This is a genomic window from Kitasatospora sp. NPDC043949 (assembly GCF_056435365.1).
This window is the reverse complement of the sequence record NZ_JBWKEQ010000031.1, coordinates 21,855-38,091: the sequence shown is the minus strand read 5'-3', so window position 1 is coordinate 38,091 and position 16,237 is coordinate 21,855. Positions and strand designations below refer to the sequence as shown.

General features: G+C 72.8%; 12 protein-coding genes. 3 read left to right on the top strand and 9 right to left on the bottom strand.

The window, feature by feature from the left end:
- Positions 1 to 65: 65 nt before the first annotated feature.
- The 3 genes from AC07AL_RS24220 to metH all read right to left on the bottom strand — a co-directional run bounded on the left by AC07AL_RS24220 (position 66) and on the right by metH (position 6,400).
- A complete protein-coding gene (locus AC07AL_RS24220) occupies positions 66 to 1,685 on the bottom strand; it encodes an ABC transporter substrate-binding protein (protein ID WP_363583914.1) in 1,620 nt (539 codons plus the stop codon).
- 353 nt (positions 1,686 to 2,038) lie between these two features.
- Positions 2,039 to 2,740 (bottom strand): HAD family hydrolase, encoded by a 702-nt coding sequence (locus tag AC07AL_RS24215; protein WP_363583916.1) that lies wholly within the window; start codon positions 2,738 to 2,740, stop codon positions 2,039 to 2,041.
- 153 nt (positions 2,741 to 2,893) lie between these two features.
- Positions 2,894 to 6,400: a methionine synthase gene (gene metH / locus AC07AL_RS24210; protein WP_363583918.1), complete on the bottom strand. Its 3,507-nt coding sequence runs from the start codon at positions 6,398 to 6,400 to the stop codon at positions 2,894 to 2,896.
- A gap of 143 nt (positions 6,401 to 6,543) precedes the next feature.
- Here metH and AC07AL_RS24205 point away from each other — a divergent pair, with 143 nt between their 5' ends.
- Both AC07AL_RS24205 and AC07AL_RS24200 read left to right on the top strand, forming a co-directional pair.
- The gene (locus tag AC07AL_RS24205; protein ID WP_478318143.1) at positions 6,544 to 7,635 is read left to right on the top strand and encodes a hypothetical protein; all 1,092 of its coding nucleotides are present in this window, start codon (positions 6,544 to 6,546) and stop codon (positions 7,633 to 7,635) included.
- 371 nt (positions 7,636 to 8,006) lie between these two features.
- Positions 8,007 to 8,957, top strand: coding sequence for a PAC2 family protein (locus AC07AL_RS24200; protein ID WP_363583922.1), 951 nt, complete (start codon positions 8,007 to 8,009; stop codon positions 8,955 to 8,957).
- 91 nt (positions 8,958 to 9,048) lie between these two features.
- On the opposite strand, the gene mshC is transcribed toward AC07AL_RS24200, so the two are convergent.
- The 6 genes from mshC to AC07AL_RS24170 all read right to left on the bottom strand — a co-directional run bounded on the left by mshC (position 9,049) and on the right by AC07AL_RS24170 (position 15,036).
- Complete coding sequence (gene mshC / locus AC07AL_RS24195) at positions 9,049 to 10,278, bottom strand: cysteine--1-D-myo-inosityl 2-amino-2-deoxy-alpha-D-glucopyranoside ligase (RefSeq protein ID WP_363618102.1); 1,230 nt, start codon at positions 10,276 to 10,278, stop codon at positions 9,049 to 9,051.
- A 317-nt stretch (positions 10,279 to 10,595) separates the two neighbouring features.
- On the bottom strand, positions 10,596 to 11,525 hold the full coding sequence (locus AC07AL_RS24190) for a dioxygenase family protein (RefSeq protein ID WP_478318140.1): 930 nt from the start codon (positions 11,523 to 11,525) through the stop codon (positions 10,596 to 10,598).
- 65 nt (positions 11,526 to 11,590) lie between these two features.
- The gene (locus tag AC07AL_RS24185) at positions 11,591 to 12,520 is read right to left on the bottom strand and encodes an AraC family transcriptional regulator (protein WP_363618098.1); all 930 of its coding nucleotides are present in this window, start codon (positions 12,518 to 12,520) and stop codon (positions 11,591 to 11,593) included.
- Positions 12,521 to 12,588: 68 nt separating this feature from the next.
- Positions 12,589 to 13,374 carry an SCO1664 family protein gene (locus tag AC07AL_RS24180; RefSeq protein ID WP_363583970.1) on the bottom strand — a complete coding sequence of 262 codons (786 nt, stop codon included), beginning with the start codon at positions 13,372 to 13,374 and terminating at the stop codon, positions 12,589 to 12,591.
- Positions 13,375 to 13,430: 56 nt separating this feature from the next.
- On the bottom strand, positions 13,431 to 14,006 hold the full coding sequence (locus tag AC07AL_RS24175; protein ID WP_350878006.1) for a DUF3090 domain-containing protein: 576 nt from the start codon (positions 14,004 to 14,006) through the stop codon (positions 13,431 to 13,433).
- Between the two features lie 337 nt (positions 14,007 to 14,343).
- The gene (locus AC07AL_RS24170; protein ID WP_478318138.1) at positions 14,344 to 15,036 is read right to left on the bottom strand and encodes a histidine phosphatase family protein; all 693 of its coding nucleotides are present in this window, start codon (positions 15,034 to 15,036) and stop codon (positions 14,344 to 14,346) included.
- 196 nt (positions 15,037 to 15,232) lie between these two features.
- On the opposite strand from AC07AL_RS24170, the gene AC07AL_RS24165 reads away from it, so the two are divergent.
- Positions 15,233 to 16,216: a magnesium and cobalt transport protein CorA gene (locus AC07AL_RS24165; RefSeq protein ID WP_363583930.1), complete on the top strand. Its 984-nt coding sequence runs from the start codon at positions 15,233 to 15,235 to the stop codon at positions 16,214 to 16,216.
- The last annotated feature ends 21 nt before the right edge of the window (positions 16,217 to 16,237 follow it).

The window sequence follows — 16,237 nt, the reverse complement described above, 5'->3', positions numbered from 1 at the left end:
GCCTTCCCCGTGCACCCTGGGGGAAGGCGGGCGGGCCGCCGTGTTGAGGGGTGTCGTCCGGTCGTCTACTTGCCGGCGCTGCGGCTGATCTCCCAGAAGCGGAACACGCCGGTGGTGTCGATGGTCGACTCGACGCCGATGATGTACGAACGCGACGCGAAGAAGCCCTTGTTCTGGTACAGCGGGATGAGCGGCGCGTTCTCGGCGACGATCTGCTGGATCTGGGCGTAGCCGGCCACCGCGGCGCTGCGGTCGGCCTGCTTGAGGCCGTCCGGCACCAGCTTCTGGCTGATCCTCGGGTCGTCCCAGCCGTGGTGGTAGGCGCCGCCGTCGATGAGCAGCGGGGCGATGTAGTTGTCCGGGTCCGGGTAGTCGGCGAACCAGCCGATGAGGTACGCCTGGTAGCGGCCCTCGGACCAGCCGGCCCGGTACTTGTCCCAGTCCGGCTCCGTCTGGACGGTCACCTGGAACAGGCCGCCGGCCTCCAGTTGCTTCTTCAGGGTCTCGGGCTCGGCGCTGCCGGCCCGCGAGCGCGACCAGGTGAGGGTGAGCTTGACCGGGAGCTGGACCTTGGCGTCGGTGAGGATCTTCTTGGCCTTGCCGCTGTCCTGGTCGCCGTAGCGGTCGAAGAAGGCCGTGGTGTGGCCGGTGACGCCGGCCGGGACCATCGCGTACAGCGGCTGGACGGTCCGGGCGAAGACGTCGCGGGCGAGCGACTTGCGGTCGAGCAGCTGGGCGGCGGCCTGGCGGACGGCGACGTTGCCGGCGACCGGGTCCTTGGTGTTGAAGACCAGCGAGCGGGTGTCGTTGCTGTCGCCCTCGACGACCTGGAGGTCGGTCTTGCCGCCCTGCTGGTCGGAGTGCATCTGGGCGGCGGTGTTCGGGTCCAGGCTGTTGTCGGTGAGGTCGACGTCGCCCTTGTCCAGCGCGGCCTTCAGGTCGGCGGGCTTGTCGAAGTACCGGACGGTGAACTTGCTGTTCCGGAGCTTGGCCTCGCCGTTGTACTTGTCGTTGGGCACCAGGACGACCTTGCCCAGCTGCTTGGCCGTGTCGCCGTTGCCGCCCATGACCTCGACCGTCTCGAAGCGGTACGGGCCGGAGCCGATCAGCTTGTCGTTGGGGACGACCTTGTCGGCCGGGTAGGCCTGGTGGTCGAGGATGGCGCCGGCCGGGCCGGCCAGCTTGGCCGGCAGGGTGGCGTCGGGCGTGGAGAGGTGGAAGATCACCTCGGTGTCGCCCTTGGCCTCGACGCTCCTGATCGAGGAGAGCAGGGGGGCCGCGCCGTTCTGGTCGTTGATCTTCTTGGTGCGCTCGATCGAGAACACCACGTCGGCCGCGGTCAGCGGGTGGCCGTTGGAGAACTTCAGGCCGGTCCGCATGGTGCAGTGGTACTGGGTGGCGTCGCCCGCGGTGAACTCGCAGGACTGCGCGGCGTCCGGGGAGGGGGCGCTGGAGGCGGCCGGGAAGGTGAGCAGCGACTGGAAGGTGTTGCGCAGCAGCAGCCAGGACCCGGAGTCGTAGGCGGCGGCCGGGTCCAGCACGCCGGTGAGCTGGGTGGTACCCATGACGATCGCCTTGCCGCCGTCCCCCTTGACGGCGTCGGTGACCGATCCGCAGCCTGCCGCCGTCACGGCGACAAGACCGGCGCAGCCGAGTGCTGCCAGGCGTTCAGCTGAAGTCTTCACGGGGCGCGTCCTTCTGGGTGCGGTCCGACCGGGGCCGGCGGCCCGCGTCGAGGGCGCTCCGGGTGCGGAAGGCGTGCGCGGGCCTGGCGCCCGTACGACCGCGGGCGGGACGGGGTTGCCCGTCGTCGGCGGTGGCAGGGCGCGAGGGAGGGGAACGAACTGGAGTAGCGTGCCATATCGAACACGCACGACCGATACCCGTGCAGATGACGTTTGGGACACGGTGGTTGAGGGCATCGCGAAACACCCGACGAGTTGTCAGGCAATGCCCTTTTTCTCCCCGGGCGGCCGTCGGCGGTGGCTGGATCCGGCTGCTTACCGGCGAGTAGACCACCCTCGCAATGAGATGACAATCACACCCGCGAAGCGACCAGCGAGCGCAGCAGTTCAAGATCGACCTGCTCCAGCGAGGAGCGCACCAGCCGCCCCGGGGCCGGCTCGATCGGTGCCACCGAGGGCACCGCGACGACCGGGCAGCCCGCCGCCTCGGCCGCCCGCACCCCGGTCGGCGCGTCCTCGACCACCACGCAGCGGGCCGGGTCCGCGCCCAGCCGCCGGGCCGCCTCCAGGTACGGGTCCGGGTGCGGCTTGGTGCGCGGCACCTCGTCCCCGGCAACCGTGAAGGCGAAGTGGTGGGAGCCCAGCGAGCGCAGCACGATGTCCACCACGTGCCGGTGCGAGGCGGTCACCAGAACGGCCGGAATCCCGTGTGCGGCCAGGGTGTTGAGGAGACGTTCGGCGCCCGGCATGAGCGGCACGCCGCCCGCCAGCAGGTCGACGAAGCGCTGGTTGATCAGCACCGTCAGGTCCGCCGGGGCGAGGTCCACCCCGGTGGTGCCGACCAGGTAGTCGATCACCCGTGTCATCGGACCGCCGACCACCTGGGCCCGGTCCTCGTCGGTCAGCGCGTGGCCCAGCTCGGCGAACAGGGTGACCTCGGCCTGCCACCAGAAGTCCTCGGTGTCCACCAGCGTCCCGTCCATGTCCAGCAGCACCGCCTGCAGGCCGCGGCCGTCCCCGTGGTCGAGGATCCGGGCGGCGGTGGAGGTGGTCATGGCGGGAGTCCTTCCGTCGGTACCCCCGGGTGCGTTCGAGCGCCCCCCGGGGATGGCGCGGGCCGGCCCGCTGGTGAGCGGACCGGCCCGTTCAGGATCATCCAGGATACGCCCGGTTCGCCCGAAAAGAGCGAACGGAACGAGGCGCCGGGGTTACCGGGCGTTGAAGTACTTCGCCTCCGGGTGGTGGATGACGATCGCGTCGGTGGACTGCTCCGGGTGTAGCTGGAACTCCTCGGAGAGCACCACGCCGATCCGCTCGGGCTTCAGCAGCTCGGCGATCTTGGCGCGGTCCTCCAGCTCCGGGCAGGCCCCGTAGCCGAGCGAGAAGCGGGCGCCCCGGTACTTGAGCGCGAACATGTCCTTGACGTCCTGCGGGTCCTCGCCGGAGAAGCCCAGCTCGTAGCGGACCCGGGCGTGCCAGAACTCGGCCAGCGCCTCGGCCAGTTGCACCGACAGGCCGTGCAGCTCCAGGTAGTCGCGGTAGGAGTTGTCGGCGAACAGCTCGTTCGCCGCCTCCGAGATCCGGTTGCCCATGGTGACCACCTGGAGGCCGATCACGTCCCGCACGCCGGACTCCTCCGGGCGGAAGAAGTCGGCCAGGCAGAGCCGGCGCCCGCGCCGCTGGCGGGGGAAGGTGAAGCGGGTCCGCTCGGTGCCGTCCTCGTGGAAGACGATCAGGTCGTCGCCCTTGGAGTTGGCCGGGTAGTAGCCGTAGACCACGGCCGCCTCCAGCCAGCCCTCGGTCTGCAGCCGGTCCAGCCACATCCGCAGCCGCGGCCGGCCCTCGGTCTCCACCAGCTCCTCGTACGAGGGCCCCTCGCCGCTGCGGGCCGCCTTCAGGCCCCACTGGCCCTTGAACAGCGCGTCCTCGTCCAGCCAGGAGGCGTAGTCGGCGAACGGGATGCCCTTGACGATCCGGTCGCCCCAGAACGGCGGGGTCGGCACGGTGTTGTCGACGGTGACGTCCGAGCGGATCTGGCCGAGGTTGACCTCCGGCTCCTCCACCACCTCGACCCGGGCGTGCCGGCGCTGCTTGAGCTCCGGCAGGCTCGCGCCGGGCACGCCGCGCTTGACCGCGATCAGCGCGTCCATCAGCCGCAGGCCCTCGAAGGCGTCCCGGGCGTAGCGGACCTCGCCCTCGTAGATCTCGTGCAGGTCCTGCTCGACGTAGGCCCGGGTGAGCGCGGCGCCGCCCAGGATCACCGGGTAACTCGCGGCCAGCTTGCGCTGGTTGAGCTCCTCCAGGTTCTCCTTCATGATCACGGTGGACTTCACCAGCAGGCCGGACATCCCGATCACGTCCGCCTTGTGCTCCTGCGCGGCGTCCAGGATCGCCGAGACCGGCTGCTTGATGCCCAGGTTGACCACGTTGTAGCCGTTGTTGGACAGGATGATGTCCACCAGGTTCTTGCCGATGTCGTGGACGTCGCCCTTGACGGTGGCCAGCACGATGGTGCCCTTGCCCTCGCTGTCGGACTTCTCCATGTACGGCTCCAGGTGGGCCACCGCGGTCTTCATCACCTCGGCGGACTGGAGCACGAAGGGCAGCTGCATCTGGCCGGAGCCGAACAGCTCGCCGACCACCTTCATGCCGGCCAGCAGGGTGTCGTTGATGATCTCCAGCGCGGGCCGCCCGGCCAGCGCCTCGTCCAGGTCGGCCTCCAGGCCGTTGCGCTCGCCGTCGATGATCCGGCGCTGCAGGCGCTCGTCCAGCGGCAGCGCGGCCAGCTCCTCCGCCTTGGACGCCTTGACCGAGGCCGAGGAGACGCCGTCGAACAGCTCCAGCAGGTGCTGGAGCGGGTCGTAGCCGTCCCGGCGGCGGTCGTAGACCAGGTCGAGGGCGGCCTCGCGCTGGTCCTCGGGGATCCGGGAGATCGGCAGGATCTTGGAGGCGTGCACGATCGCCGAGTCCAGGCCGGCCTCCACGCACTCGTGCAGGAAGACCGAGTTCAGCACCACCCGGGCGGCCGGGTTGAGGCCGAAGGAGATGTTGGACAGGCCCAGCGTGGTCTGCACGGCCGGGTGGCGGCGCTTGAGCTCGCGGATCGCCTCGATGGTCTCGATGCCGTCCCGGCGGGACTCCTCCTGGCCGGTGGCCAGGGTGAAGGTGAGGCAGTCCACCAGGATCGAGCCCTCGTCGACGCCGTAGTCGGCGGTCAGCTCGGCGATCAGCCGCTCGGCGATCTCGACCTTCTTGCCGGCGGTGCGGGCCTGGCCCTCCTCGTCGATGGTCAGCGCGATCAGGCCGGCGCCGTGCTCGCGGGCCAGCGAGGCGATCCGGCCGAAGCGCGAATCCGGGGCGTTGCCGTCCTCATAGTTGACCGAGTTGAGCACCGCACGGCCGCCGAGCGCCTCCAGGCCGGCCCGCAGCACCTGCGGCTCGGTGGAGTCCAGCACGATCGGCAGGGTGGAGGCGGTGGCCAGCCGGCCGGCGATCTCCTTCATGTCGGCGACGCCGTCGCGGCCGACGTAGTCCACGCACAGGTCCAGCAGGTGGGAGCCGTCCCGGATCTGCTCGCGGGCGATCTCCACGCAGGCCTGCCAGTCGCCGGCCAGCATCGCCTCGCGGAACTTCTTCGAACCGTTGGCGTTGGTGCGCTCGCCGATCGCCAGGTACGAGGTGTCCTGGCGGAACGGCACCGCCTGGTACAGCGAGGACGCCGAGGACTCCGGCTGCGGGGTGCGCGGGGTGACCGGCCGGCCCTGCACCCGCTCGACCACCTGGCGCAGGTGCTCGGGCGTGGTGCCGCAGCAGCCGCCGACCAGCGAGAGGCCGTACTCGCGGGTGAACACGTCGTGCGCGTCGGCCAGTTCGGACGGGGAGAGCGGGTAGTGGGCGCCGTCCTTGCCGAGCACCGGCAGGCCCGCGTTCGGCATGCAGGACAGGCCGATCCGCGCGTTCTTGGCCAGGTAGCGCAGGTGCTCGCTCATCTCGGCCGGGCCGGTGGCGCAGTTGAGGCCGATGTAGTCGACGCCGAGCGGCTCCAGGGCCGTCAGCGCGGCGCCGATCTCGGAGCCGAGCAGCATGGTGCCGGTGGTCTCCACGGTCACCTGCACCAGCACCGGCAGGTCCAGCCCGGCCTCGGCGAGGGCGCGCTTGCAGCCCAGGATGGCGGCCTTGGTCTGCAGCAGGTCCTGGCTGGTCTCGACCAGCAGCGCGTCGGCGCCGCCGGCGATCAGGCCGGCCGCGTTCTGCTGGAAGCCGTCGCGCAGCGTCTCGTACGGCGCGTGGCCGAGGGTGGGCAGCTTGGTGCCGGGGCCGATCGAGCCGAGCACCCAGCGGGTGCGGCCGTCGGCGGCGTGGGCGTCGGCCACCTCGCGGGCGATCCGGGCGCCCGACTCGGACAGCTCGAAGATGCGATCCGCGATCTCGTACTCGCCGAGTGCGGAGAAGTTGGCGCCGAAGGTGTTGGTCTCGACGCAGTCCACGCCGACCCCGAAGTAGGCCTCGTGGACGGAGCGCACGATGTCGGGCCGGGTGGCGTTGAGGACCTCGTTGCAGCCCTCCAGGTTCTGGAAGTCCTCCAGCGTCGGATCCTGTGCCTGGAGCATGGTGCCCATTGCACCGTCGGCGACCACCACCCGGGTGGCGAGCGCTTCACGCAGCGCGTTCGCGCGGCTCTGCTGAGTGATGGACGGATTGGCTGCAGTGGCCATGGGGCTTCTCCCTGGTGCGACGGCTGTCGGCTTTGCGGGCCCGCTTACTCGGGCCCGCACGTGGCCAGGGTATCCGGCCCGCGCCCCGGCCTGCGGTCGCATTCCGTATCCTGAGCGTTCGACCGCAAGGGGGGAGCAACCGCGTGGGCCGATTCCCGACCGTCGCGCGACGCGTCACGGGGGCCCTGGCGGCCCCGTTCCGGGCGTTGCGCAAGCGCTGGCAGAGCTGGTCCCGGTGGCGCCGGGCGCTGCTGGCACTGGGCCTCGCGGCGGCCGTGCCGACGGCCGCGCTCGGCTCGGCCTTCGTCGCGATCCGCTTGCACTACACCGGCGACCCGTCCGCCGAGGCCCGCACCCGCGGCCGGGACGCGCTCTGGCTCGGCCACGCCTGGGTGGACGGCCGCAAGGGCGAGGCCGACGTCGCCGCGCTGGTGCGGCAGCTGGCCGGCACCGGCGTCCGCGACCTGTACGTGCACACCGGCCCGCTGGAACACGACGGCTCGCTGCCGCCCGCCGTCCACCCCCGGGCCCGCTGGTTCACCGACGCGGTGCACCGGGCGCTGCCGGACGTCCGGGTGCAGAGCTGGCTGGGCGACGAGGTCAAGCCGGAGAAGGACGCCCTGGACCTGGAGGACGCCCCCACCCGGGACCGGGTCACCGCCTCCGCCCGGCAGGTCCTGGACCTCGGCTTCGACGGCGTGCACTTCGACATGGAACCGATCCGGCCCGGCAGCGCCGGCTGGCTGGCCCTGCTCGACCAGGTCCGCCCGGTCACGGCCGAGCACGGCGCCGCGCTCTCGGTGGCGGCCCCGCAGCTCGACCCGGTGCCCGGCCTGCACACCGCCGGGATCCTGCTCACCGACCACGGCAAGTGGTGGGACCAGGCGTACTTCACCGAGACCGCCCGCCGGGTCGACCAGGTCGCCGTGATGGCGTACGACACCAGCATGCCGACCGAGCCGCTGTTCGGCGGCTACGTCGCCCTGCAGACCGAACTGGCGCTGGAGGCCACCCCGGCCGGGGTGGACCTGCTGATCGGCCTGCCGTTCTTCTGGGACGACCGGCACGGCCATCGGGGTGACGCCGAGACCGTGCCGGCCGCCGTCCGGGGCGTCCGGCTGGGCCTGGGCCGCCAGGACCCGGGGCGACGGAACTTCGGCGTCGCGCTCTACGTGGACTTCGCCGCCACCCCGGAGCACTGGGCGGCGTACCGGCGCGGGTGGGTGGACGCCTGAGGGGTTCCGGCGGCGCGTGCGGGAACGGCGCGCGCGGCAAAGAGTGCGTGCGGGAACGGCGCGTGCGGGAAGGGTGCGTCGTCGCGCCGCGTCGCCGCTCGGACACCGTCCGCGCCCGCCCCGGAGGAGCTGACGACCCGTCAGCCCGGACCGTCCGGATATCCGCTGGATCGGGGCGGCACGCTCCCCCAGACTGTCCCGGTGCCCGGCCGCGGTGCGCATCAAAGCCCGTAGGCTGGGCAGGTAGGGACCATGGGGCGAGGCGTTCCATGGGTGACGAGAGGTTCGACAGTCGGCAGCCGACCCGTCGGCGCCCCGGCAGGCCAGCCGAGGCGGCGCAGGTTCGACCGCCGACCGGAGGGAGACGCTGGGTGATCGAGCTGGAAGATGTTCCCGAGTTGATCGACCCGGTGATGGTCTGCGCTTTCGAGGGCTGGAACGACGCGGGCGACGCCGCCTCCGCGGCCCTGGCACATCTGGACGACACCTGGGGCGGCAAGGTGATCGCCGCCCTGGACGCGGAGGACTACTACGACTTCCAGGTCAACCGGCCCACGGTCTGGCTGGACGGCGGCATCCGCCGGATCACCTGGCCGACCACCAGGCTCTCGGTGATCCGGGTGACCGAGCCGACCACCCGGGACGTCGTCCTGGTGCGCGGCATCGAGCCGAGCATGCGCTGGCGCTCGTTCTGCAACGAGCTGCTCGGCTTCGCGCACGAACTCGGCATCGAGCTGGTGGTGATCCTGGGCGCGCTGCTCGGCGACACCCCGCACAGCCGCCCGGTGCCGGTCAGCGGGGTCACCTCCGACCCGGAGCTGGCCCGCCGGCTGGACCTGGAGGAGAGCCGCTACGAGGGCCCGACCGGCATCGTCGGGGTGCTCCAGGAGGCCTGCACGCACGCCGGGGTCCCGGCCGTGACACTCTGGGCGGCCGTGCCGCACTACGTCGCGCAGCCGCCGAACCCCAAGGCGACGCTGGCCCTGGTCAACAAGCTGGAGGACCTGCTGGACCTGCGCATCCCGCCGGGCGAGCTCGGCGAGGACGCCAGGGCCTGGCAGCTGGGCGTGGACCAGCTGGCCGCCGAGGACAGCGAGGTGGCCGAGTACGTCCAGCAGTTGGAGGAGGCGCAGGACACCGCGGAGCTGCCGGAGGCCTCCGGCGACGCGATCGCCCGCGAGTTCGAGCGCTACCTGCGCCGCCGGGAGAACGTCGGGCCGACCGGCGAGAAGCCGGTGGCCGGGCACGCCACGGCGGAGCGGCCGGCCGAGCCGGAGTCCCCGGGCTCGGCCCGGGAGAGCCAGGACGGCGACGAGGAGTAGCCGCCGCCCCGGGCCCGCCCCGGACAACGCCGAAGGGGCGTCAGGACGCGTGGTCCGGACGCCCCTTCGGCGTGTTGAGAGGAGGCAGGTCCTACAGCGCGACGCCGAGCAGGGCGTCCACGGTGCGGCTGACCAGGCCGGGCGCACCCATGTCGGTGCCGCCCCCGGCCTCCTGCCGCTCGGCCCAGCGGTCGACGGCGGCCAGCGCGGCGGGCGCGTCCAGGTCGTCCGCGAGCGCCGTACGGACCTCGTCGAGCAGCTGCTCGGCGGCCGGGCCGTCCGGCCGGGAGACCGCGGCCCGCCAGCGGGCGAGGCGCTCGACGGCCTCGTCCAGGGTCGCCTTGGTCCACTCCCAGTCCTCGCGGTAGTGGTGCGAGAGCAGCGCCAGGCGGATCGCCGCCGGGTCGACGCCCTCGCGGCGCAGCGCCGAGACGAAGACCAGGTTGCCGCGGGACTTGGACATCTTGTGGCCGTCCAGGCCGACCATGCCGGCGTGCACGTACGCCTTGGCGTACGGGTGGGCGCCGGTGGCGACCTGGGCGTGCGAGGCGCCCATCTCGTGGTGCGGGAAGGAGAGGTCGCTGCCGCCGCCCTGGATGTCGAAGGACATGCCGAGGTACTGCAGCGCGATGGCGACGCACTCGATGTGCCAGCCGGGGCGGCCGTGGCCGAGTTCGGTCTCCCAGGCGGGCTCGCCCGGGCGGGCGGCGAGCCAGAGCAGGGCGTCCAGCGGGTGGCGCTTGCCCGGGCGGTCCGGGTCTCCGCCGCGCTCGGCGAAGACCGGGCGCATGGCCTCCCGGTCGAGGCCGGAGACCTGGCCGAAGCGGGGGTCGGAGTCGACCGAGAAGTAGATGTCGCCGTCCACCTGGTAGGCGGCGCCGCTGGCGAGCAGCTTCTGGACCAGCGGGACGATCCACGGGATCGACTCGACGGCGCCGATGTAGTGGGCCGGCGGAAGCAGCCGCAGGGCGGTCATGTCCTCGCGGAACAGGGCCGTCTCGCGCTCGGCGAGGGCCACCCAGTCCTGACCGGTCTCGACCGCCCGGGCCAGCAGCGGGTCGTCCACGTCGGTGACGTTCTGGACGTACAGGACGTCGTGGCCGGCGTCCTTCCACACGCGCTGCACCAGGTCGAAGGCGTTGTAGGTGGCGGCGTGGCCCATGTGGGTCGCGTCGTAGGGGGTGATGCCGCAGACGTAGATCCGGGCGGTGCCGTCCTGCGGCACGACCTCACGGACCGTGCCCGCTGCGGTGTCGAAGATACGGAGGGGGAGCCCCTGACCAGGCAGGGCGGGAACCTCGGAGGCGGGCCAGGCATGCATGGAACCGACTTTAACCTTGCGAACATTTGAAAGCCTAACCAGTACACAAGATCGACTGGATTCGCTTCCTGTCATTGCCGGACCGCTTCCCGACTGATAAGGAACGGACCTTGACGGGACCGGCGTTGTTTCCGGCAGGCATGCGGCAGGCTTCGGGCGGGCGTCGGGCGGGCTTCGGGCAGGCGTTGGGCGGGCGTTGGGCGGGCTTCGAGCAGGCTTCGGGCAGGCTTCGGGCAGGCTTTCGGACACGGTTGAGCGCCCGGTCGACCCTGCCGCCGACCGGGCGCCCGGCACCCCGGGGGACGCGGCCGGAGCCGCTACGACCGCTGCCAGAGGGCCGGCACGTTCGGCGGCTCCCAGCCCACCATGGCGGTGTGCGCCTGGAGGCAGAGGTAGGAGGCGCCGGAGTAGGTGACGCGGTCGCCCGCGTTGTACGAGGCCCCGGGCTTCCAACTGCCGCTCGGCGGCGTGGGCGTTCCGGTGGGCGTTCCGGTGGGCGTTCCGGTCGGGGTTCCGGTCGGGGTGGCGGTGGGGGTCGGGCTCGGCGTGCCCGGGGTCTGCGGCACGTCCAGGACGAAGTCGTAGCTGCCCTCACGGCCCGGGCCGTTCTGGCGGACGTTCATCAGCAGCCGGGCGTCGTAGATGGTGTCCGTGCTGTTGCGCGGCTCGCCGGGGAAGTAGAGCTGGGTGGTGAGCACCGGGCGGCCGGGCGCCTGGAGCTTGACGTGGAGGTGCCGGGTGCGGCCCGGGTAGAGGCCGGGGACGATCGTGTCCAGCTTGAAGGCGCCGTTCGCGTCGGTGAACTGGTGGCCGCGGAAGGTGAACCCGGTGTTGTCGTAGGCGCCGTTGTCGTCGGCCTGCCAGAAGTCCAGCAGGACGCCGGAGATCGGTCGGCAGGCGCGGCCGAAGACGTAGCCGCTGACGGTCAGCCGGGTGCCGGGGCCGTCGTTGACCATGGAGCTGCGCAGTGGGGAGTTGGGCTTGAAGTAGGGGCCCTCGGTCTGCTCGATGGTGGGGTCGTCGCCGTCGTGGCACTCGGGGGTGAGGCCGGGGGGCCGACCGGTGCCGGCCTGCTCGCGGGCCAGCGCGACGCCGCCGCCGACCAGCAGCGGGGCGGCGCCGAGCGCGGCGGCGGCCTTCAGGACGGTCTTGCGGCTGATCATGCCGTCGGGCGTGGGCATGCGCCCTCTCCTTCGGGTGGGGGGTGGGGTGGATGTGGGGGGCGGCCCTTGCCATGGTGGGGGCATGACAAGGGCCGAACCGGCCGCCCGTCCGCGCGCGCCGGACCGGCCACCGGTGGCCACCAGCAAAGTTACGGGCAGTCCGGGGCCGCCGCGATGGACGCGATCCGGGGATCGTGGTGATTTCCGTCGACCCGGGCCCGGAACTCCCCCGGCGTCATCCCGGTCTCCCGCCGGAAGAAACGGCAGAAGTAGGCCGGGTCGGCGAAGCCCGCCTCCTTCGAGACCTGACGAATCGTCAGATCCGTGCAGGCCAGTAGCCGTTTGGCCTCCAGGGTCTGCTGGCGCCGGATCAGCCCGCCCGGGGTGCGGCCGGTGGCCTGCTTGACCAGGGTCTGCAAGTGGCCCGGCGAGACGCCGAGTTCCTGCGCACTGGACGCCACCGAGTGCCGCACCCCGCCCGGGCCGGCGATCAACCGGGTGAAGGCGGAGGCCAGTTCGGTCGGCCGGCCGGGCGGCGACGGCCGCTCCCCCGGCCGGCCGGCGCGCAGCGCCCGGACGATCAGGATGTGCAGACTGGCCCGCAGCACGCCCTGGTAGCCGGGCTGCCTGGAGCGGTACTCGTGTTCCATGTCGGCGAGCAACGCGCCGACCGGCCCGGCCTGTTCGCCGAGCCCGAGCGCGGGGCGGGTGGCCAGGGTGCGCAGCGCGGCGAGGTCCTGCGGGTTCCGGAGCAGGAAGTCCTCGTTGAACAGGACGACCTGGCCGGTGAGTTCGTCCGCGTCCGACCAGTAGTGCACCTGGCCGGGCGTGATCACGCACAACTGCGGTGGCGCCAGCGGCCGGTGGACCAGGTCCAGGACGTGGGCGCCGCGGCCGCCGGTGACGTGGACGATCTCGTAGAACGAGTGCCGGTGCGGGAAGCCCGCCCGGGACAGCGGGCCGATCGTGTCGAAGCTCCCGATGGCGAACGGGAGCAGGTGCGGCAGCGGGACCTGTAGCCGGTGCAGCGGCAGGTCCGGCGTGGTACGGGGGGTGGGGGTGGTCCGTAACGCGTCCATCGGAGCAGTGTGCTGCCGGTTCGCGGACAGGTCCAGACCATCAGCCGGCCCGAACCGGTCCGCAGGCCCTAGACCGGCGGCCAGGGGATCGGGGGCCAGTCCTCGGAGGGCAGCGGGTGCCGGCCGGTGCGGCGCAGCCCGGCCACCCGGGCGCGGGTCGCCTCCAGTTCGGCGGCGGTCAGGTGCGGGGCGAGGCGCGCGGCCAGCTCGCCGTCCAGGCGCTCGGCGAGCCGGGTCAGCACCTCCAGCGCCTCGGCGGGCAGCGGCTCGCCGGCCCAGCCCCAGAGCAGGGTGCGCAGCTTGCCCTCGGTGTTGAAGGTGACGCCGTGGTCGATGCCGTAGACCCGGCCGTCGGCGGCCGGGATCAGGTGGCCGCCCTTGCGGTCGGCGTTGTTGAGCACCGCGTCCAGCACGGCGAGCCGGCGCAGCCGCTGGTCGTCGTGGTGCACCAGCAGCGCGGTGCGTCCCCCGCCGACCTCGGCCCGCACGATCGGCAGCCAGCCGTGCTCCGGGCCGCGCGGGTCCTGGAGGGCCAGCAGCGGCTCGGCCTGCGGATCCGGCTCGACCCACAGCTGCACCATCCCGGGCCCGTGCGGCCCGTCGCGCAGCACGGTCGGCGGCACCAGCGCCCAGCCGGTCGCGGCCGACACCTCGTACGCGGCGACCTCGCGGCCGGCCAGCGTGCCGTCCGGGAAGTCCCACAGCGGGCGCTCCCCGGCGACCGGCTTGTAGACGGCCTGCGCGCTCAGCGAACCGTGTGTGGCGGTGCAGTACAGCGCGGCGTTGGACGCCTCGGTGAGGCGCCCGTGCACCGTCAACTCGCCCTCGCGCAGCAGCTCCAGCGCGGTGGGCACGTCGGCGGCGAGGGCGGCGGCGGCCGCCGGATCCGCCTGGGGCGGGGTCTCGGTGTTCAGCGCCGGTAGCCGTTCGCGCGCGGGCACAGGTGGCCCTCCGGGTCGAGCGGCAGGTTGCAGAACGGGCAGGGCTTGCGGCCGGCCGAGACCAGGTCCAGCGCCCGCTTGGCGAACACCCGGGCCATCGCGCCGGACAGCCGCACCCGCAGCATGTCCGGACCGTTGTCGTCGTCCTCGAAGACCGCCGCGGCGCTGTCCTCGTCCTCGTCCTCCTCCACCTCGATCAGCGCCTGCGCCTCGACCACCAGGCAGCCGTCCACGCTGTCCCAGGCCAGGGCCATGGTGCCGACCCGGAACTCCTGCTCCAGCGGCAGGTCCAGCGGTGCGGTGTCGAGCAGGTCCTGCGGGGCGGCGGCCGGGATGGAGACGTCGCCGCCGCTGCGCCGCAGCGCCTCGTCCAGGACCTCGTCGATCCGCTCGGCGAGCGCCGCCACCTGGGTCTTCTCCAGCAGGACGCTGGTGATCCGGCCCCGGGCGCTGGCTTGCAGGTAGAACGCCCGGGCGCCGGGCTGGCCGACGGTGCCGGCCACGAACCGTTCGGGCTGGTCGTAGAAGAAGACCTGACGGGGCACGCTCTCGCTCCGGATCGTGTCGGTCGTGGGGATCACAGGGATCGTTCGGACGTCATGGCTCGGGCTGCCGTACGGCGGCCCGGGCGCGGGCTCGCCACGCGGCGGGGCTCGTTAGTCACCCTACGACCTCCGGGCCCCCGCAGGGGAGCCGAGCCGCAGTGGCACCGGCCAGCTCAGGTGGTGCCGCCGGCCGCTGCGGAGCGGCGTGCGGCGGCGCTCCCGCCCACGTGATGCGGCTCCGGGCCGGGCGGCTCCGGTCAGGTCGGATGGCGCCGGTCGGACCAGGGTCGTACCAGGCGGGTCAGGCGGGTCAGGCGGGTCAGGCGGGGCGACCGTCTCAGGTGGTGCCGCCGACCACCGCGTCGCCCGCCGGGGCGGCCGGGGCCGCGCCGGGCCTGGGCGCGAGCGAGCCGAGGTCGCCGGTGTCGCCCATCCTCAGGACGAAGGGCCGCTGCGGGGTGTAGCGGATCGCGGTGACCGAGCAGGGCTCGACGCTGATCCGCTGGAAGTGGTCCAGGTGCAGGCCGAGGGCGTCGGCCACCACCGCCTTGATCACGTCCCCGTGCGAGCAGGCGAGCCAGACCGCGTCCGCGCCGTGCTCGGCGGCGACCTTCTCGTTCCACTCCCGGACCGCACCGACCGTCCGGTGGCTCAGCTCGCGCAACGACTCCCCGCCGGGGAAGGCCGCGGCAGCCGCGTGGTCCTGCACGGTGCGCCAGAGCGGCTCCTTGGCCAGCTCGGCCAGCGGCCGACCGGTCCACTCGCCGTAGTGGCACTCGCCCAGCCGCTCGTCCTCGGCGGGCGGGCCCAGCTCGGGCCGGGCCGCCAGCAACGGCTCCAGGGTCTGCCGACAGCGCTCCAGCGGGCTGCTGACGGCCTGCACCAGCGGGATCCCCGCGAGCCGGCCGGCCAGCACGGCGGCCTGCGCGCGCCCGGTGTCGTCGAGGTCCACGCCGGGCGTCCAACCGGCCAGGATTCCGGCGGTGTTCGCGGTCGAGCGGCCGTGGCGGACGAGCAGCAGGGTGGGCATGGGGCTCAGCCTACGGCCTCCGGGCGCGGGCGTGGAGTGTCGGTGCGAGGTGCGGCCGTCGGGTGCCGGCGCGGGGTGCGGGCGCGCAACGCGGGGGCAGGGTACGGGTCCTCCTGGGCCGCCGCCGGCACCGGCCCGCGAGGCCGTCCTGGCCCGGCTCCGCCCCGGGCACCCCTCGCCGGGCCACAATGGCCCGATGATCGTCCACTGCGCCAGCTACCACGACGGCCACCGGATCGAGGCCCCCGACGACCTCGCCGGCGCGCTCGCCGCCGCCCGCGCCGCCGGGCCCGGCGGCTTCGTCTGGATAGGCCTGTTCGAGCCCACCGCCGAGGAACTCAACCACGTCGGAAGGGAGTTCGCCCTGCACCCGCTGGCCGTCGAGGACGCCGTCAGCGCCCACCAGCGCCCCAAGATCGAGCCGTACCAGGGCTCCCTGTTCGTCGCCCTCAAGACGCTCGGCTACCACCCCGGTGCCCACGCGGTGACCATCGGCGAGGTGATGGTCTTCCTCGGCGCGGACTTCGTGATGACCGTCCGGCACGGCGCCGACGCCCCGCTCTCCGGCCTGCGGGCCCGGCTGGAGAAGCAGCCCGAACTGCTGCGCTACGGGCCCAGCTCGGTGCTGCACTCGGTGTGCGACACCATCGTCGACGGCTACATGGAGGTAGCCACCGGGCTCCAGACCGACCTGGACGAACTGGAGGCGGACGTCTTCGCCCCCAACCGGGTCGGCCGCGACACCGCCGGCCGGATCTACGGCTACAAGCGCCAGGTGATGACCGTCCGCCGCGCCACCGGCCCGCTGCTGGAACCGACGCTGCGCCTGGCCCGCGGCGGCGAACCGTACATCCGCCCGGAGACCCTGCCCTACCTGCGGGACGTCGCCGACCACCTGGCCCGGGTGACCGACCAGGTCGACGGCATGGACCGGCTGCTGTCCGACATCCTCAACGCCAACCTGGCGCAGGTCAGCGTGCAGCAGAACAACGACATGCGGAAGATCTCGGCCTGGGCGGCGCTGGCCGCCGTGCCGACGATGATCGCGGGCGTCTACGGGATGAACTTCGAGGACATGCCCGAACTGCACCAGCCCTGGGGGTACCCGGCGGTGCTGTCGCTGATGGTGGCGGTCTGCATAGTGCTGCACCGGGTGTTCAAGCGGCACGACTGGCTGTAGTGCCGCCCGACGGCCCCGGAC